19 protein-coding genes and 1 tRNA gene are annotated in these 17734 nt (G+C 72.0%); 12 read left to right on the top strand and 8 right to left on the bottom strand.

From position 1 onward, the window contains the following. The first annotated feature begins 138 nt into the window (after positions 1-138). The 10 genes from OG386_RS23325 (at position 139) to OG386_RS23280 (ending at position 7063) form a co-directional block, all read left to right on the top strand. Positions 139-1122: a universal stress protein gene (locus tag OG386_RS23325; protein WP_328789740.1), complete on the top strand. Its 984-nt coding sequence runs from the start codon at positions 139-141 to the stop codon at positions 1120-1122. Between the two features lie 82 nt (positions 1123-1204). Then, entirely contained in the window at positions 1205-1384 is a 180-nt protein-coding gene (locus OG386_RS23320) for a hypothetical protein (RefSeq protein WP_030768873.1), read from the top strand. A 274-nt stretch (positions 1385-1658) separates the two neighbouring features. Next, positions 1659-2207: a tRNA adenosine deaminase-associated protein gene (locus OG386_RS23315; protein ID WP_314243366.1), complete on the top strand. Its 549-nt coding sequence runs from the start codon at positions 1659-1661 to the stop codon at positions 2205-2207. Positions 2208-2263: 56 nt separating this feature from the next. Further along, a complete protein-coding gene (tadA, locus tag OG386_RS23310; protein ID WP_327388553.1) occupies positions 2264-2692 on the top strand; it encodes a tRNA adenosine(34) deaminase TadA in 429 nt (142 codons plus the stop codon). 206 nt (positions 2693-2898) lie between these two features. Then, positions 2899-2983: transfer RNA gene (locus tag OG386_RS23305), tRNA-Ser, on the top strand. Between the two features lie 74 nt (positions 2984-3057). Further along, on the top strand, positions 3058-3381 hold the full coding sequence (locus OG386_RS23300) for a hypothetical protein (RefSeq protein WP_327384479.1): 324 nt from the start codon (positions 3058-3060) through the stop codon (positions 3379-3381). A gap of 474 nt (positions 3382-3855) precedes the next feature. Beyond that, positions 3856-4017, top strand: a complete 162-nt coding sequence (locus OG386_RS23295; protein WP_167745563.1) for a hypothetical protein — start codon at positions 3856-3858, stop codon at positions 4015-4017. 252 nt (positions 4018-4269) lie between these two features. Beyond that, entirely contained in the window at positions 4270-5124 is an 855-nt protein-coding gene (locus OG386_RS23290; RefSeq protein ID WP_328789739.1) for an RNA polymerase sigma factor SigF, read from the top strand. Positions 5125-5354: 230 nt separating this feature from the next. After that, on the top strand, positions 5355-6206 hold the full coding sequence (locus tag OG386_RS23285) for an RNA polymerase sigma factor SigF (protein ID WP_030010611.1): 852 nt from the start codon (positions 5355-5357) through the stop codon (positions 6204-6206). Between the two features lie 50 nt (positions 6207-6256). Next, positions 6257-7063, top strand: coding sequence for a hypothetical protein (locus tag OG386_RS23280; protein ID WP_328789738.1), 807 nt, complete (start codon positions 6257-6259; stop codon positions 7061-7063). A gap of 32 nt (positions 7064-7095) precedes the next feature. Here the strand turns inward: OG386_RS23280 and OG386_RS23275 are convergent, their stop codons facing one another. Next, complete coding sequence (locus tag OG386_RS23275) at positions 7096-7332, bottom strand: hypothetical protein (protein ID WP_328789737.1); 237 nt, start codon at positions 7330-7332, stop codon at positions 7096-7098. A gap of 253 nt (positions 7333-7585) precedes the next feature. On the opposite strand from OG386_RS23275, the gene OG386_RS23270 reads away from it, so the two are divergent. Together OG386_RS23270 and OG386_RS23265 are read left to right on the top strand one after the other, a co-directional pair. Further along, positions 7586-7978, top strand: a complete 393-nt coding sequence (locus tag OG386_RS23270; RefSeq protein ID WP_328793322.1) for a MarR family winged helix-turn-helix transcriptional regulator — start codon at positions 7586-7588, stop codon at positions 7976-7978. Positions 7979-7992: 14 nt separating this feature from the next. Further along, the gene (locus OG386_RS23265; protein WP_328789736.1) at positions 7993-9618 is read left to right on the top strand and encodes an MDR family MFS transporter; all 1626 of its coding nucleotides are present in this window, start codon (positions 7993-7995) and stop codon (positions 9616-9618) included. On the opposite strand, the gene OG386_RS23260 is transcribed toward OG386_RS23265, so the two are convergent. The 7 genes from OG386_RS23260 to OG386_RS23230 form a co-directional block, all read right to left on the bottom strand. Continuing rightward, positions 9608-10276 carry a TetR/AcrR family transcriptional regulator gene (locus OG386_RS23260; RefSeq protein WP_328789735.1) on the bottom strand — a complete coding sequence of 223 codons (669 nt, stop codon included), beginning with the start codon at positions 10274-10276 and terminating at the stop codon, positions 9608-9610. The genes OG386_RS23265 and OG386_RS23260 overlap by 11 nt on opposite strands. Before the next feature lie 89 nt (positions 10277-10365). After that, positions 10366-12585 carry an ArnT family glycosyltransferase gene (locus tag OG386_RS23255; protein ID WP_328789734.1) on the bottom strand — a complete coding sequence of 740 codons (2220 nt, stop codon included), beginning with the start codon at positions 12583-12585 and terminating at the stop codon, positions 10366-10368. Beyond that, on the bottom strand, positions 12582-13850 hold the full coding sequence (locus OG386_RS23250; protein WP_328789733.1) for a bifunctional glycosyltransferase family 2/GtrA family protein: 1269 nt from the start codon (positions 13848-13850) through the stop codon (positions 12582-12584). The genes OG386_RS23255 and OG386_RS23250 overlap by 4 nt, the downstream gene beginning before the upstream one ends. Positions 13851-13875: 25 nt before the next feature. Further along, complete coding sequence (locus OG386_RS23245; RefSeq protein WP_328789732.1) at positions 13876-15426, bottom strand: sensor histidine kinase; 1551 nt, start codon at positions 15424-15426, stop codon at positions 13876-13878. Beyond that, the gene (locus OG386_RS23240) at positions 15426-16193 is read right to left on the bottom strand and encodes a response regulator transcription factor (RefSeq protein WP_328789731.1); all 768 of its coding nucleotides are present in this window, start codon (positions 16191-16193) and stop codon (positions 15426-15428) included. Before OG386_RS23240 ends, OG386_RS23245 begins: the two co-directional genes overlap by 1 nt. Before the next feature lie 186 nt (positions 16194-16379). Beyond that, a complete protein-coding gene (locus OG386_RS23235; protein WP_328789730.1) occupies positions 16380-17261 on the bottom strand; it encodes an amidohydrolase family protein in 882 nt (293 codons plus the stop codon). Continuing rightward, complete coding sequence (locus tag OG386_RS23230) at positions 17245-17583, bottom strand: antibiotic biosynthesis monooxygenase family protein (protein WP_327384467.1); 339 nt, start codon at positions 17581-17583, stop codon at positions 17245-17247. The genes OG386_RS23235 and OG386_RS23230 overlap by 17 nt, the downstream gene beginning before the upstream one ends. Positions 17584-17734 lie beyond the last annotated feature (151 nt).

Here is a 17734-nt window from a genome sequence, read left to right as displayed (position 1 = left end):
CCTGCAAAAACGGTCGCACGACGCGACCTGCACCCAAAAGGCTACGCGCTGACGCGGCTCCTTCGCGTCCGAAGCGGCGGCCGGACCCGCCGCTTCCTTGCGGATGCGACCCGCGCGGACGCCCAGCAGGCTGGACGGATGAGCAACACACCGGTGATCGCGGCCGTCGACGGTTCGGAACACAGCCTGCGGGCCCTGGAGTGGGCACGGAAGGAGGCCGTCCGGCACGGCTGCGGGCTGCTGGTCGCCCATGTACTTCCCGACCACGCCCAGTTGTACGCCGGGCGCCGGGCCTCGCTGCACGACGCCTCCGAGCCGCAGGAGATCCCCGACCCCGTACGCGACTGGGTCCGGTCCCTGCTCGGCGCCGACGGCCCCGGGCTGCCCGAGGGGGTCGCGTACGAGGCCCTGGAGGGCTCCGTGCCCGAGGCGCTGCGGGTGATCGGCTCGCAGGCCCGGATGCTGGTGATGGGATCCCGGGGCCGCGGCGGCTTCGCCAGCCTGCTGCTCGGCTCGAGCAGCAGGGCCGTGGCCAGCACGGCCGCCTGCCCGGTGGTGGTGGTCCCGCACGCGGAGCGCGGCGCCGCCCCCGGGGCCGCCCCCGAAGCCGACGCGGACGCGGACGCCGACGCGGACGCCCAGCAGTCGGCCGGGCGGGTGGTGCTCGGGCTGCACGCCTCCGAGACGCCCGAGGACGTACTGACCTTCGCCTTCACCGAGGCCGCCGTGCGGGGGACCACCGTCCAGGTGGTCTCCGCGTACGCCATCCCGCCCTCGCCGACCCTGGTGATCGACAGCCCCTTCGCGGTGATCCCGCCGGAAGGGCTGGCCGACGAGGGGGACGGCGTACCGGCCGAACGGGAGATGCTGCGGTCCCAGACGGAGCGGCTGGCGCCGCTGCGCGAGCGGTTTCCGGACGTCCCGGTCGAGCAGGCCGCGGTGCCCGGGGACCCGGCGGGCCGGCTGGTCATCGCCTCCCGCGCGGCAGCACTGGTCGTGGTGGGCCGCCACCACCCGCGGCGCACCGCCATGTCGCTGGCGATCGGCTCGGTGGCCCATGCGGTGCTCCACCACGCGCACGGACCGGTGGCGGTGGTCCCGACCCTCAAGGACGACGTCTGACCTGCGGCGGGGTGGCATCAAACGAGCCGTCCGGGGGAAGGTGGGTGCAGGGGGGGACGACCGACCAGCCAGGTGGTGGCCGATGCCCGACAGGCAGCCGAAGGACGAGGTGCCGGAGACCGCGGCGCAGCGCCGAGCACGCCGCGCGCAATTCCTGCGCGACCTGATGGAGGCGCGCGAGCTGCGCGATCGCGTCCAGCCCCGCCGCGCCCGAGCGGCCCGTATGCGCCAGCAGATGCGCATGCGCACCTTCCGCTGGTGATCCGGGCCCCGGCACGCCGCGACACGTCCGGGCCGCACCACCCGCCCCACACCCCTCCCCACGCCCCCGCCGCCCCCGCGCCGCAACCCCGTACAGCCCCTGCCGGTACACGGCGCGGCACGACGCAAGCGCGGAAGACCTCTCGCAAAGCCGCTGTTTCTGCCACGATGCCGATTGGGCGGGGTACGGACGGCGAGCAGCACGGCCGCTGTGCCCCAACCTCCGGCCGGGGGGACCTCCAACCGGCACGCCTAAGACCAGTGGGAGAGTCACGGTGTATTTCGCCGCACTGCTCGCGCGCACCGAAGACGGGTGGGAAGCGAGCGACATGGAACTCGACGACGTCGAGTCCCTCAGTGATCTGATCGATCTCGCCCGGTCCGCCGCTGTCGACGACGACACGGTGGTCGCCCTCATCGAGCAGGAGGACGCCTGGTTCGGCGTCGTCCGCGTGGACGGCGAGGAGGACCCGCGGTACTTCGTATCGAACGCCTCCGCGGCCGCCCGCAGCTCCTACGGCTCGATGCTGACCAAAGAGCTGCTGGGCAGCGACGAGGAGGACGACGAACTCGACGACCTGGACCTGGACGGCACCGAGGACGGCGAGGAGGATGCCGTCGCCGCGTTCACGGACGAGGATGCCGACGAGGACGAGGCGGGCGGGACCGGTGCGGAACCGGTACCGGCCGGTCCGCTCGGTGACCCCCGGCTGCTGGACGATCTCGGGGTGACCAACAAACAACTGATGACCCTGGACGGGGACGCCCTCTCGGAGATCGCCGACTCCCTCGGCGCCACCGAGGTCCTGGAGGCCGTCCGCTAGTGCTCCCCGCGAACACCGACGAGCCCGATCCCGTACGGGACCCGTGGCGGGACTCCATGCGCCTGGCGCTCCAGGAGGCCGCCCGGGCGGTGCCGGCCGGCGATGTGCCGGTCGGAGCCGTCGTGCTGGGCCCGGACGGGCGGATCCTCGCCACCGGGTACAACGAACGCGAGGCGACCGGCGACCCCACCGCGCACGCCGAGGTCGTGGCACTGCGCCGGGCGGCCGCCGAGCTCGGGGAATGGCGCCTTCCGGGGTGCACCCTCGTGGTGACCCTGGAGCCGTGCGTCATGTGCGCGGGCGCGCTCGTCCAGTCGCGCGTCGCCCGGGTCGTCTACGGCGCGGACGACGAGAAGGCGGGCGCCGCCGGGTCGCTGTGGGACCTCGTACGGGACCGCAGGCTCAACCACCGGCCCGAGGTGGTCCGCGGCGTCCTGGCCGACGCGTGCGCGCGGCAGCTGACGGACTTCTTCCGCGACCTCTGAGCCGGCGGACCGCCCGTACCGCCCGGACCGGCCTGAGCTCGTCACCCACCACCCGCCACGGCACTCGGCACTCGGCACCTGGGTTCCAAGGTCCACCGGCCTAGGTCCAAGGTCCACGGTCCGGAAAAGGCCTGCTTAGGGCCGCCCAGACGCCCCCGGACCTACCGATTTCAGCGGATGGGGTTCCTTAGGCTAGGATCCATCTCGGTAGTGTGTCCGAGTGGCCGAAGGAGCTCGCCTCGAAAGCGAGTATGGGGCAACCCATCGGGGGTTCAAATCCCTCCACTACCGCTTCGATCGAGAGCCCCGCCCCGCAAGGGTCGGGGCTCTCGGCGTATCCGATCGCCTCTCCGGAGGACACCCGCGTGACCGCCCGCCCCTTCGGCCGTTGTCACGGCATGACCAAGACCCAGCGCATGCTCGCCGCCATCGCCCTCGCGGGGGCCGCCGCGGGCCTCGCCGCACCCGCCGCCTCGGCCGCCCCGATCTCCCCCCTCACCCTGCCGGACCTGCCGGCGGCCGCCCCGGGGATGCCGGCCGGGGCGCAGCCCACGTCGGTCCAGGAGATCGGGTCACAGCTCAGCGCCGGGGCGAACCAACTCAACGCGCTGATGGAGCTGCCCAACCACCTGGCCCCCGTCATCGCGCCCGTGCAGCCCATCACCGACCTGGCCGGCGGCCTGGAGTAGTCACGGGGGCCGACCGCCCCCGTGCGCCCCTCGTACGCCCCCTGTACGCCCCCGAGCGCGCCCGAGCCCCCGTACGCCCCTGCGGCCCCCGCACGCAGGCGCTGGGGTCGCAGGGGCGTACGGGGGCAACGCGAAGAAGGCCCCGACCGGAGTCGGGACCTTCGACACGTGGCACGGGGGAAGTGGCGTCGGGGGACAAGCCACTTCCCCCGACGAGGACGGACCTGCCGGTCCGGGCCGCGGTCAGGGGGAAGCTCGCGGCCCGGACCCCGCAGTGAGGCCCTGTCCCTCACCCACCGGTTTCCTGCCAGAACCGGTGGGCTCACCCCCATCCTGCGCCCGCCGCGACCGCACGCTCCAGGGCAAAGGACCCGGAGTACCGGGCCATTGGTCCTTAAAGGACAGGTGAGTGTCCAATCTTGACCGGTTAGACTCACCCGACTTGCTCGGACCGGTTGGGGAGGCCGCCCGCACGTGGACACCAAGAAGCTCATCACGGGTGCCCTCACCGTGTTCGCCCTCTTCGTGATCATCACCCAGCCGAAGCGCGCGGCCGAGATCGTGGAAATAGGCTTCCAGGGGATATCGGATGCCGCCTCCGGCATCGGCGAGTTCATGACCGAACTGGTGCGCTGACCCGTACGCTGAAGCGGTTCCCGGACTTCCGGCCCCCCACTCCGACGGGTGGGGGGCTTTTGTATACCCACCACCGGGCGTATTGCCCTGATATGCCCAACTTGCCGTCAACACGGCGATATACGGTGCTTGCACACAGTGCACATCTCTTGTGATGCTATGACCGCTTTTGATGGATGAGATGACTGAAGGGGTGGCGTGACCGTGCCGGCCAGTACTGCGCCTCAAGTGCCACCCCAGCAGGACCCCCAGGTGCCGCCCCAATCGGAGCCCCAGCGGGAACACCGCCAGGAGCCCCGCCAGGAGCCGCCCGAGGAGCCCCCGGTCGCGCCGAGGCCCCCGAGCAGGGGCGCGGACACCCGGGCGCTCACCCAGGTCCTCTTCGGCCAACTGAAGGGCCTCCAGCCGGGCACCAGCGAGCACAACCGGGTGCGCGGGGCCCTGATCGAAGCCAACCTCCCGCTCGTCCGGTACGCGGCCGCCCGCTTCCGCAGCCGCAACGAGCCGATGGAGGACGTGGTCCAGGTCGGCACCATCGGCCTGATCAACGCCATCGACCGGTTCGACCCGGACCGGGGCGTGCAGTTCCCGACCTTCGCGATGCCGACCGTCGTGGGCGAGATCAAGCGGTACTTCCGCGACAACGTCCGCACCGTCCACGTGCCGCGCCGCCTCCACGAGCTCTGGGTCCAGGTCAACGCCGCCACCGAGGACCTCACGACCCTCCACGGCCGCACCCCGACCACCGCCGAGATCGCCGAGCGGCTGCGCATCACCGAGGACGAGGTGCTGTCCTGCATCGAGGCCGGACGCAGCTACCACGCGACCTCCCTGGAGGCCGCCCAGGAGGGCGACGGCATGCCCGGGCTGCTGGACCGCCTCGGCTACGAGGACCCGGAGCTGGCCGGGGTCGAGCACCGCGACCTCGTCCGCCACCTCCTCGTACAGCTGCCGGAACGCGAGCAACGGATCCTGCTCCTGCGGTACTACAACAATCTGACGCAGTCACAGATCAGCATGGAGCTCGGCGTCTCCCAGATGCACGTCTCCCGACTCCTCGCCCGGAGCTTCGCCCGACTGAGATCCGCAAACAGGATCGAGGCGTAACCGGAACGAGTGGAGATCATTCACAAGTTTCCCGACATATCGGGCTGATCGCCCTCTACCCTCCTCTGTCGCTGGAGATATATGTCGACATGGCGCTACAGCGCGTTGCCGACATGTGACATTCTGCGTGAACCGCGTTTGCCGCAGCCCCGCCTCCGGTATTCAGGTGGAGGCTGCGTTCCTCCGACGGGCGCGCAGTACGCGACCGTCCGCGACCTCAAGGGGGTGGCATGTCCGTAGACCAGGGCAGCTCCAAGGTGCTCACGCTCGTCAAGAGCGCTCCAGCGCCCACAGCACCTGCAGCGTCCGACCGCTCGGAAGCCATCGACACCCGGACCCTCTCCCGCTCCCTCTTCCAGCGGCTCGCCGCCCTGGACGCGGACAGCCCCGAACGGGCTTACGTACGCGACACCCTGATCGAGCTGAACCTGCCTCTCGTGCGCTACGCGGCCGCCCGGTTCCGCAGCCGCAACGAGCCGATGGAAGACATCGTCCAGGTCGGCACCATCGGCCTGATCAAGGCGATCGACCGCTTCGACTGCGAACGCGGCGTCGAGTTCCCGACGTTCGCGATGCCGACCGTCGTGGGCGAAATCAAACGGTTCTTCCGGGACACCTCCTGGTCCGTCCGCGTCCCGCGCCGGCTCCAGGAACTGCGCCTGGCGCTGACCAAGGCCAGCGACGAGCTCGCCCAGAAGCTGGACCGCTCGCCGACCGTGCCGGAGCTCGCCGCCGTGCTCGGGGTGTCGGAGGAGGACGTCGTCGACGGCCTCGCCGTCGGCAACGCCTACACCGCCTCCTCGCTCGACTCGCCCTCCCCCGAGGACGAGGGCGGCGAGGGCTCCCTCGCGGACCGCCTCGGCTACGAGGACACCGCGCTGGAGGGCGTCGAGTACCGCGAGTCCCTGAAGCCGCTGCTCGCCAAACTCCCGCCCCGGGAACGGCAGATCATCATGCTGCGCTTCTTCGCGAACATGACGCAGTCGCAGATCGGCGAGGAGGTCGGCATCTCCCAGATGCACGTCTCCCGGCTGCTGACCCGCACCCTCGCGCAACTGCGCGTGGGCCTCATCGGGGAGTGATCCGGCGCCTCGCGCTTCCCAATTGACGATCCGTCAGGAAAACTGGCGCGATGCGAAAGGGAGCGCGAGCGGCCACCGCCACCACCCTGCTCGCCCTGTGTTGCACGGCCGCCGCCGGCCTCACCGGCTGCGGCGGCCCGGCGCGGGACGGCTACGTCGCCGTGGGCGCCGCGGCTCCCGGCCCCGAACGGGGCGCGGGGGAGAACGTGGCGCCGCGGGGCCAGGTGGAGTTCCAGCAGCTCGGCGGCCCGGACGTGGCGGGCGGAGCCGCGCAGTCGCCCACGACCTCCAGTACGTCGACCGGTACCGCGGGATCCGGGACCTCTGGTGGCTCCGCCCCGGGCGGAGCCACGACCACGGGCCCCGGCGGCTCCGCAAGCGCCACCGGCACCTCCGCAGGGCCGGGCAGGACCCCGCCGCAGCCCGGCACCCCCGGCACGCCGACGACACCCACCGCGCCGACCTCGCCGACGTCACCGACCCCGCCGGGCACCCCGACGAGCCCGCCCGGCAGGCCCGGGACGACACCACCGGCCCCGCCCGCGTCCACACCGGCCCGGCTGACGCTGTCCGCGCCGGTCAGGGCGGCCGCGGCCGACCGCTGGTGCGAGCGGGTCACCGTGACCTTCACCAACACCGGAACCACCCCGGCCCGTTCGGGCACGGTGAGCTTCGCGACGCACGTCATCGGCGCCCTCGGCGTCGACTGGGCCACGATCACCACGAGCCAGCCCCTGCCGGCACCCGTGGCGGGCGGGGCCTCGAAGGCGCAGACCTACACGGTGTGCGTGGAGTCCTGGCGGGTGCCGCTGGGCATGCACGTGGACACCCAGAAGGTCACCGCGACCTGGAGCTGAGTCCTGCGCCGCCCGGCCCGCGCCGGGCGCCGTCAGCGCATGACCACCCAGGCGGCCGCGCCGATCACGAGGACCAGCGCGACGATCAGTCCGATCTTCACGGTCGAGTTCGAGGACCGGGCCTGCTGCTCGGCGCGCCGCTGCTGACGGGCTCCCGGACCCGCCTGGCGTGCGGGCGCGGCCTCCTCGACGAAGGCCTTGAACATCTGCGTGCTGCCCGCGGGGTCGTAGTTGCCCTCGGGGACCTGTGAGTTGTGGTTGTCAGCCATGGAGCAGGACCCTAGCCGGTTTTCCGATTCCTTTACCGCCCCACCCCCCGGATTCATTTGCCTGTAGCAACCATATGCTTCTATGGTTGCCTCAAGCAACAAGATGGGGGAACCGGTGACCGCTCAGACCGCTCCGACCTTGCAGAGCACCCCGACCGCGCCGCTGGCTCCGGCAGCTCCGGCAGGCCCGGTCACTCCGCCTGCTCCGGCTGGCTCGGTCACTCCGACCGCTCCGACCGCTGCGTACGCGGAGCTGGCCCGCCAGCTCACCGGAATCGGCGCGGTCAAGCGCGAGCTCGCCCGCAGCCTGCCCCCGGACTGCCCGCCCGGCGCCGCCGTCGTCCTCACCCTGCTCGACCGGCACGGGGAGATGCGGCTGAGCCGGCTGACCGAGTTCATGGGGGTCGACATCTCGGTGACCAGCCGGCACGTCACGCACATCGCCGACCGCGGCTGGATCGAGCGCGAGACCGACCCGGGCGATGGGCGCTGCCGGATCCTGCGGCTCACCCCGGCCGGCCGGGCGCTCCTCGCCGAGATCGGCGCCCGCTGCACGGCCTCGCTGGAAAGAGCCCTCCCCGACTGGTCCCCCCAGGACATCGACGTACTCAACACCCTGCTGGCCCGACTCCGATCGAGCTTCTAGAGGTAAGGAAAGACATGGCCCAGTCGGAGACGACGACCGACACCCCATCCGCATCCACGGACACCTCCGTGACCATGACCCACCCGCAGATCATGAAGGCGCTGTCCGGGCTGATGCTCGGCATGTTCGTGGCGATCCTGTCGTCCACGATCGTCTCCAACGCCCTCCCCCAGATCATCAGCGACCTCGGCGGCACCCAGTCCTCGTACACCTGGGTGGTCACCGCCGCCCTGCTGTCGATGACGGCCGCCACCCCGCTGTGGGGCAAGCTGTCCGACCTCTTCAGCAAGAAGCTGCTGGTCCAGATATCCCTCGTGATCTACGTCCTCGGCTCCGTGGTCGCGGGCCTGTCCCAGAACACCGGCACGCTGATCGCCTGCCGCGTGGTCCAGGGCATCGGCGTCGGCGGCCTGTCCGCCCTGGCGCAGATCGTGATGGCCGCGATGATCTCCCCGCGCGAGCGCGGCCGGTACAGCGGCTACCTCGGCGCGGTCTTCGCCGTCGCCACCGTCGGCGGCCCGCTGCTGGGCGGTGTCATCACCGACACCGAGTGGCTGGGCTGGCGCTGGTGCTTCTACGTCGGCGTGCCGTTCGCGATCATCGCGCTGATCGTGCTCCAGCGCACCCTGCACCTCCCGGTCGTGCGCCGCGACGTCAAGGTCGACTGGCTGGGCGCCTTCCTGATCAGCGGCGCCGTCTCGCTGCTGCTGATCTGGGTCACGCAGGCCGGTGACTCCTACGCGTGGATCTCCTGGCAGACCTGGGCGATGACGGGCGGCGCGCTCGTGCTCGGCCTGCTCTTCCTCCTCGTAGAGTCCCGCGCGAGCGACCCGATCATCCCGCTGCGGCTGTTCCGCAACAAGACCATCAGCCTGGCCTCGGCGGCCTCCCTGTTCGTGGGCATCGCGATGTTCTCGGGGACCGTGTTTTTCAGCCAGTTCTTCCAGTTGGCCCGCGGTGAGTCCCCGACGATGTCCGGAATCCTCACGATTCCGATGATCGCCGGCCTCTTCGTCTCGTCCACCCTTTCCGGTCAGGTGATCACCAAGACCGGCAAGTGGAAGGCCTGGCTCGTCTCCGGCGGCGTCCTGTTGACGGCCGGTCTGGGTCTGCTCGGCACCCTCCGCTACGACACCCCCTACTGGCACATCGCGATCTACATGGCGGTGACCGGCCTCGGTCTCGGCATGATGATGCAGAACCTCGTCCTCGCCACCCAGAACCAGGTGGCCCCCGAGGACCTGGGCGCGGCCAGCTCGGTCGTCACCTTCTTCCGCTCCCTCGGCGGCGCCATGGGCGTCTCGGCGCTGGGCGCGGTCATGGCCAACCGGGTCACCCACTACGTCCAGGACGGCCTCGCCGCCCTCGGCCCGAAGGCCGCGGCCCTGGGCCACGGCGGCACCGCCGGGGGCGGGATCCCCGACCTGGACAAGCTGCCCGCGCCGGTCCGCGAGGTCATCGAGTCCGCGTACGGGCACGGCGTCGGCGACGTCTTCCTCTACGCCGCCCCGTTCGCGCTGCTCGGCCTGGTCCTGGTGGTGTTCATCAAGGAGGTCGCCCTGAAGTCGAAGCCGGCGGCCCACGCTCCGGCCGCGGCCTCGAACGAGGCGGCCCCCGCCGAGGCCGTCATCAAGGCCTAGTCGGCGCCCGACCTGTCGGCGCCCCACCTGTCGGCGCCTTGGCCTCGATGCCCGCGATCAGGACGTCGAGCGCGAGGCAGAAGTCGCCCTCCGGCGCCCGCCGGACCGTCCCGCCGCATCCGTGCAGGAACTGCGAGACGGCCAGGTGGGCGCCGGTCCGTGCGGCGTCCACCAGGCCGGTGGCGTCCAACAGCCGCTGGAGGGCGGCGTCGAAGGCCCGCGCGTGCGGGCCGATGTTCGGGAACGCGGCGGTGAGCGGAGCCACCCACGGGTGGTCGGCCAGCACCCGCCGGTAGCCGCGGGCCAGCGCCTGCAGCTGGCCCGGCCAACCCGTCCCACCGCCCTCCACCGCACCCTCGGCGACTGCGGTCGGCGGCCTCAGCTCGCCGAACGCGCGGTCGAGGGCGAGTTCGAGCAGGTCCTGCTTGGCGTCCACGTACCAGTACAGGGACATCGCGGTCACCCCGAGCGCGGCGGCGAGCCGCCGCATCGAGAACCGGGCCAGCCCGTCGGCGTCGAGCAGCCGAACGGTGGCGGTGGTGATCCGGTCCCGGTCCAGCCCGGAGGGTGCCTCGCTGCGGCGCCGGGCGGGTGCGGCAGGCTTGGCGGCCAGCCACACGCTGGTCCGGGTCTCGCCGGGATCGGCCGCGGTCACCATGCAGGCACCCTCCTCACGCCAGGCGGATCGGTCCGGAATGCCCGATCCGCCCTCTTGATGCTAGGGGGTGTCCTGCCGATCGGGCAGGATCAGGCCGTCGGGGCCGTCAGGTCGTAGAAGGTGGCTCCGCCGACCGTGGTCTCCTTGAAGTTGGCCTTGATCCAGGTCTCGATCTCCGTGCTGGTGCCGCCGCCCGGACCACCCGGACCGCCGCCGGCGCCGCCCCGACCGCCGCCCCCGGGCATGCCGCCCTCGGCGCCGCCGGCGCCGGTGCTCTGGCCGATGAACCAGTGGATCTTCCCGTCCCGCACGTACTTCTGGAACTGCTCCAGGGTCGGCGAGGGGTCGCTGCCGTTGAAGCCGCCGATCGGCATGACGGGCACCCCGGAGGCCAGTTGGTAGCTCGCCGCGTTCTGGGAACCGATCGCGGCCGCCGCCCAGGTGTACTCGTCAGCGTCGGTGGTGAGGGCCTTCTTGGCCTCCGCGTTCACCCGGGCGCCGTTCAGCAGGCCGCCCGGACCGCCCTGGCCACCGCCACCGAACCGCTCGCCACCACGTCCGTCCTGGCCTTGCGGCGTTCCGCCCGGGGCCGTCCCGCCCGGGGGCATCGCGCCCTGAGGCATCCCGCCCTGAGGCATCGCACCCTGCGGCGGCATACCGCCCTGCTGCCCGCCACCCTGTCGGCCGCCGTTCGGCATCCCGCCCTGGCGGCCCTGCCCGCCCTGGACCATCTCACCGAACCGGCCCGTGCCACCCGGTCCACTGGGGCCGCCCATCATCCCGCCGGGGCCGCCCCGGCCGCCCGCCACCGCCGGTCCGGCGGTCACGATCGAGCCGGTGTGCGCGGTGCTCACGGTGGTCAGGCAGTACGCGAACGGCCCGGCCAGCGCCGCCGCCACGCCCAGCGCCGCCGTGGCCTGCAGCGCCCGGCGCCCAGCCTGCGCAGCGAACGGCAGCGCGGCCGCGGCGAGCAGCCCGCCCACCAGGACCGCCCAGCGCAGCCACGGCAGGTAGCCGGTGGCGCGGCCGAGCAGCACGAACGACCAGACCGCCGTCAGGGCGAGCGTGCCGGACAGGGTGATCGCGGCGGCCTTGCCGCCCCGCTCCTCCCACAGCACCGCGGCCCCCATGCCGATCAGCGCCGCCACGAACGGCGCCAGCGCCACGGTGTAGTACTCGTGGAAGATGCCCTGCATGTAGCTGAAGACGACCGCGGTGATCAGCATCGAGCCGCCCCAGGCCAGGAACGCCGCCCGGGCCATGCCCTCCAGGGAGTCGGTGGCCCGGCGGGCCCGCCAGGTGACCGCCAGACCGGCCACCAGCAGGATCAGGGCCGCCGGGAGCAGCCAGGCGATCTGCCCGCCGATGTTGCCCGAGAAGAGCCGGTCGATGCCGGTCTCGCCCCAGCCTCCGCCGCCACCGGCGCCGCCCCGGCCGCCGCCGACGCTGCCGGTCTCGTTGCCGTTGATCCGGCCGAGGCCGTTGTAGCCGAGGGTCAGCTCCAGGAAGGAGTTGTCCTGCGAGCCGCCGATGTACGGGCGGGAGGCGGCCGGCCACAGTTCGACGACGGCGACCCACCAGCCGCCGGCCACCACCATCGCGAGCCCCGCGAGCAGCAATTGGCCGAGCCGCTTGCGCAGCCGGGTGGGCGCGCAGACGGCGTACAGGAGGGCCAGCGGCGGCAGGATGACGAAGGCCTGAAGGGTCTTGGTGAGGAAGGCGAAGCCGACCGCCACCCCGGCCCAGACCAGCCACTGGGTGCGGGCCCCGTCGAGGGCGCGCAGCACGCAGTACACGGTGACGGTCAGCAGCAGGGTCAGCAGCGCGTCGGGGTTGTTGAAGCGGAACATCAGCGCGGCGACGGGTGTCAGCGCGAAGGCGGCGCCGCTCAGCAGCCCGGCCCCGGGACCGAACTGGCGGCGCACGGCGGCGTACAGCACACCGGTGGTCGCGACGCCCATCAGGGCCTGCGGTACGAGGATCTGCCAGGAGCCGAGCCCGAAGAGCCGGACGGACAGCATCATCGGCCACAGGGCCGCCGGGGGCTTGTCGACGGTGATGGAGTTGCCGGCGTCGGAGGAGCCGAAGAAGAAGGCCTTCCAGCTCTCGCTGCCCGCCTGCACGGCGGCGGAGTAGAAGGAGTTGGCGTAGCCGGAGGAGCCGAGGTCCCACAGGAGCAGGACGGCAGTGGCGATCAGCAGTCCGGCGAGGGAGGGGAGTTCCCAGCGGGGGCGGTCGACCGCCGCGCGGCGGCTGGTACCGGCGCGGGCCTCGGGGACCGGGAAGAGCGAGGGTGCTGCCGTGGTCATCGGATGTCGTCCTTCACGGGAGTGTCGCGCCGCTCGGGAAAGACCCAGGCGCGGAAGAGCAGGAAGCGCAGCACGGTGGCCGCGAGGTTGGCTGTGATCAACACGGCCAGTTCGGTGCTGTGCGCGGGATCGGCGGTGGCCGCCCCGAGCGCGGCGAGGGAGCCGCTGGTGAGGGCCAGCCCGATGCCGAACACCACGAGCCCCTGGGCCTGGTGGCGCACGGCCCGGTCCCGGCCGCGCACCCCGAAGGTGAGCCGGCGGTTGGCGGCGGTGTTGGCGAGCGCGGAGAGCAGCAGTGCGGCGCCGTTGGCGAACTGCGGGCCGGTCCCGGCGCGGAAGGCGGAGTAAAGGAGCAGGTAGAGCACGGTGGACAGCGCTCCGACGGCGCAGAAGCCGAGCAGTTGGCGGGCGAGTCCGCCTTCCACTCCGGGCAGTGCGGCGCGGTCGCGCGGATCGTCGCCGAAGGGGCGGGCGAGCCGGTCCAGCGGGAGCGCGCCGACGGCCAGTGCCCGGCCCACGCGCCAGACGCCCTTGAGGTCCTCGGTGGCGGTCCGGACGATGTGGACGGTGGAGTCGGGGTCGTCGACCCAGTCCACCGGCACTTCGTGGATCCGCAGCCCGGCCCGTTCGGCGAGTACGAGCAGTTCGGTGTCGAAGAACCAGCCCGTGTCCTCCACCAACGGCAGCAGCCGCTCGGCGACCTCGCGCCGGATCGCCTTGAATCCGCACTGCGCGTCGCTGAACCGGGCGGCGAGGGAGGACCGCAGGAGGAGGTTGTAGGCGCGCGAGATGAACTCCCGCTTCGCTCCGCGCACCACCCGTGAGGACCGGGCCAGGCGGGTGCCGATGGCGAGGTCGGAGTGGCCGGAGATCAGCGGTGCGACCAGCGGCAGCAGGGCGTTGAGGTCGGTGGAGAGGTCCACGTCCATGTAGGCGAGGACGGGGGCGTCGGAACCGGACCACACCTGGCGCAGGGCCCTGCCCCGGCCCTTCTCCTCCAGGCGTGTGCTGCGTACGCCGTCCAGTGCTGCGGCGAGCCCACGCGCGACCTCAGGGGTACGGTCGGTGCTCGCGTTGTCGGCGACCGTGATCCGGAAGGGATAGGGGAAGGTCCGGCTGAGGTGCTCGTGCAGTCTGCGGACGCACGGGCCGAGGTCCTTCTCCTCGTTGAAGACGGGGATCACCACGTCGAGGACGGGCTCACCGGGCACGGGCGCGAGGGGCGCCCGTGCCGGGAGGGCTCCGAGAGAGGTGTCGGTTCGCATGTTCCGACATTCGCCGGGCGCCCTGTCACCTCTGTGTGCTGAGCCTGTGCCCTGCCTGTGAGTCCGTACCGGCGCCGAACGCCTCCGCCTCTGCGTGCGGCAACAGGACCTCGAAGCAGGTCCGTCCGGGCTCGCTCCGTACGCCGACCCGCCCGCCGTGCGCCGTGACCACGGCCTGGACGATGGCCAGCCCGAGTCCGGTGGAACCCGCCGCGCGGGAACGGGACGCGTCACCGCGGGCGAAGCGCTCGAAGACGTGAGGGAGCAGGTCGGGCGCGATTCCGGGCCCGTCGTCCTCGATCCGCAGCCGGACGGCGGATGTTTCACGTGAAACATGCGCGGTGACGGTGGTCCCCGGTGGGGTGTGGGTACGGGCATTGGCCAGCAGGTTCACCAGGACCTGCTGCATCCGTGCCGGGTCGGCCCGGATCGGTGCCGGCTCGTCGGGCAGGTTCAGGCGCCAGTGGTGTTCGGGCCCCGCGGCCCGGGCGTCACTGACGGCGTCGATCACGAGCGGGGCCAGGTCGGTGTCGGAGTCGCCGGTGGGCAACGGACGGCCCGCGTCGAGCCGGGCCAACAGCAGCAGGTCTTCGACCAGGCCGGTCATCCGGGTGGCCTCGGACTCGATCCGTCCCAGGGCATGCCGGGTATCGGGGCCGGGTTCCTCCCGTCCCCGTCGGGTCAGTTCGGCGTAGCCGCGGATGGAGGCCAGCGGGGTGCGCAGCTCGTGGCTGGCATCGGCGACGAACTGCCGGACCCGCATCTCGCTCTCCTGGCGGGCGGTGAGGGCGGAGGAGACATGGCCCAGCATCCGGTTGAGGGCCGCGCCGACCTGGCCCACTTCCGTACGAGGATCGGCCTCGGCGTCCGGTACCCGCTCGTGGAGGGCGGGCTCGCCCTTGTGCAGGGGCAGTTCGGAGACCCGGGTGGCGGTGGCGGCCACCCGGCGCAGCGGGCGCAGGGCGACCCCGACCAGGGCCTGACCGGCGAGGGAGGCCGCGATCAGCCCGGCGAGCGTGACGCAGAGCTCCACGCCGATCAGGGTGCGCACGGTGGAATCGACGTCGCTCAGCGAGAAGCCGAGGGCGAGGCTCCCGTCGTGGGAGATCAGCACCCGGTAGCTGCCGAGACCGGGGAGCTCCGCGTCCACCGGCCCGGGCGTACCCTGCGCGGACTTCCGCGCGGCCTCGGCGAGGGCTTTGCCCTGGGCCTCGGTCAGCGGCGGCGGCTGGTCGACCGACCATCCCTCGGCGCGGACGTTGCGGGCCGTCCCGAGGACGGTCCCGGCGGGATCGAGCCGGATCCCGGCGGCGTCGAGCGGGCTGCCGGGAGCCATGACGAAGCCGGCGCTGTTCTCCCGGGCCGGCTTCGCGCCGGGCGCCCGGACGGCCATCCGCACGGAAGCCTTCAGCTGGTCGTCGAGCTCGGTGACCAGGTACGAGCGCAGGGCGAAGGTGGTGACGGTCCCGATGGCGGCACCCACCACGGCGATCAGCGCCACCGCCGAGACGACGAGCCGGGTGCGCAGCGACCAGGGCCGGCGGCCACGCGGCCGCCGGTTCCTGCGGAGTGCCACTACTCTCCCGGCTTGATCAGGTAACCGGCGCCGCGGCGCGTGTGGATCATCCTGGGCAGACCGGGGCCGCTCTCCAGCTTCCTGCGCAGGTAGGAGATGTAGAGCTCGACCACGTTGGCCTGGCCGCCGAAGTCGTAGGACCACACCCGGTCCAGGATCTGCGCCTTGCTCAGCACGCGGCGGGGGTTGCGCATCAGGTAGCGCAGCAGCTCGAACTCGGTGGCGGTCAGGTGGATCTCCTGGCCGCCCCGCACCACCTCGTGGCTGTCCTCGTCCAGCCGCAGATCGCCGACGGCCAGCACCGAACCGCCGCGTGCGGCCTGCGCCGCGCCGGAGCGCCGGACCAGGCCGCGCAGCCGGGCCACGACCTCCTCCAGGCTGAAGGGCTTGGTGACGTAGTCGTCGCCGCCCGCCGTGAGGCCCGCGATCCGGTCCTCCAACGAGTCCTTGGCGGTCAGGAACAGCACGGGAACCTGGGGGATCTCCCGGCGCAGGCGCCCGAGGACGGCCAGGCCGTCCATGTCGGGCAGCATGACGTCGAGGATGACCACGTCGGGCCGGAACTCCCGCGCCGCCCGCACCGCGCCCGCACCGTCGCCGGCGGTGCGGACCTCGCAGCCCTCGTAGCGCAGGGCCATGGACAGCAGCTCGGAGAGCGAGGCCTCGTCGTCGACGACGAGTACCCGGCAGGGGCCGCCGTCGGGCCGCACCAGGGCCGTCGGGTGGTTGGTGGACGTGGACGCATGGGAGGTGGTCGTCGCAGTCATACCGGACACGCTGTCCCGTGCCTCTGAGAGCGTTCTTGTGCCAATCTGTGAATTTCCTGAGAAAGGGCTTCCGCGAGGAGGGGCAGGACGCCGGTACTGGACACCGGGGCCGGGCGGAACGGAGCCGGGGCAGGACCGGGGCGAAACGGAGCCGGAGCGGGACCGGAGCGGAACGGGGCCTGGGGGTCAGCCGTCGAGGCGGAACAGCCGGGCGCCGTTGTCGTGGCAGACCGCCCGCAGCCAGTCGTCGCCGAGGCCGAGCCGTTCGAGCGCGACGAGCTGGTGCTCGTACGGGTAGGGGATGTTCGGGAAGTCGGTGCCGAGGAGGATCCGGTCGCCGAGGTCCACGAGACGTCCGAGGTCCCCGGGCGGGAAACCGTACATCTGCTCGGAGAAGTCGGTGAAGGCCATCGTGGTGTCCAGGCGCACCTCGGCGTACCGGTCGGCGAGGTCGAGGAAATCGGTGTACTCGGGCATGCCCATGTGGGCAATGACCAGCGGCAGCCTCGGATGGCGGGCCAGCAGCCGGGCGATCGGCTCGGGTCCGGTGTGCTTGCCCGGGACGGGGCCGGACGCGCAGTGGATCACGATCGGGAGGCCGGCCTCGGCCAGCAGCCCCCAGACGGGGTCGAGCCGGTCGTCGTTCGGGTCGTAGCCGCCGACCTGGAGGTGTGACTTGAAGATCCGGGCTCCGGACTCGACGGCCTGGCGGACGTACGCGCTCACGCCCTCCTCCGGGAAGAAGGTCGCGGTCTGCAGGCAGTCGGGGGTGCGGGCGGCGAAATCGGCGGACCATGCGTTGAGCCAGGCGGCCATCGCCGGTTTGTGCGGGTAGAGCATGGCGGTGAAGGCCCGGACCCCGAACTCCCGCAGGAGCGCGACGCGCTGCTCCTCCTCGTGCCGGTAGGTGATGGGCCACTCGACGCCGGTCAGGGGACCGACCGCGTCGAAGTAGTCCCACACCTTGTCCAGGACCCGCTCGGGCATGAAGTGGGTGTGGACGTCGACCAGTCCGGGCAGCCCGAGCCGCTCACGGAAGGCGCGGACCGCCTCAGCCGTTGCGGACAAAGCCGTGACTCCGCTCGACGGTCGCGACGTGCAGGGTGTAGCTCTCGTACCAGTCGGAGCGGCCCTGCTTCATGGCCGCCTGGTGCTCCAGGTCCTCGCGCCACGCGGTGAGGGACTCGTGGTCGCGGAAGTAGGCGACGGTGATGCCGAGGCCTCCGGGGGTACGCGCGGTCTCGTAGCCGAGGTATCCCGGGTTCGTCCCGACGATCTCCTTCATCCGCGCGAGGGTCTCGGGGTATCCGCTGTCGTCGTCGGTGCGGATGTTGCTGAAAACGGCCATGACGTAAGGCGGTTCGAAGGCCGGTACCGGCTGAATGCTCATGTCGAACACCCTCGGCGGGGCGCCCCCGGCATGTCCACCGGAATCGGCCCCGGAAGGCCAAAGGGATCCAAGTTTTGACCATGGCCGCCATGATCCAAGCCGTGCCTCGCTCCGTGCCCCGCTCCGTGCTCAGCGCCCTGGGCCGCACCTC

The organism is Streptomyces sp. NBC_00273, from assembly GCF_036178145.1.
Taxonomy (GTDB): Bacteria; Actinomycetota; Actinomycetes; order Streptomycetales; family Streptomycetaceae; genus Streptomyces.
The sequence above is the reverse complement of the archived record's forward strand: the minus strand, read 5'-3'. Positions and strand labels throughout refer to the sequence as shown.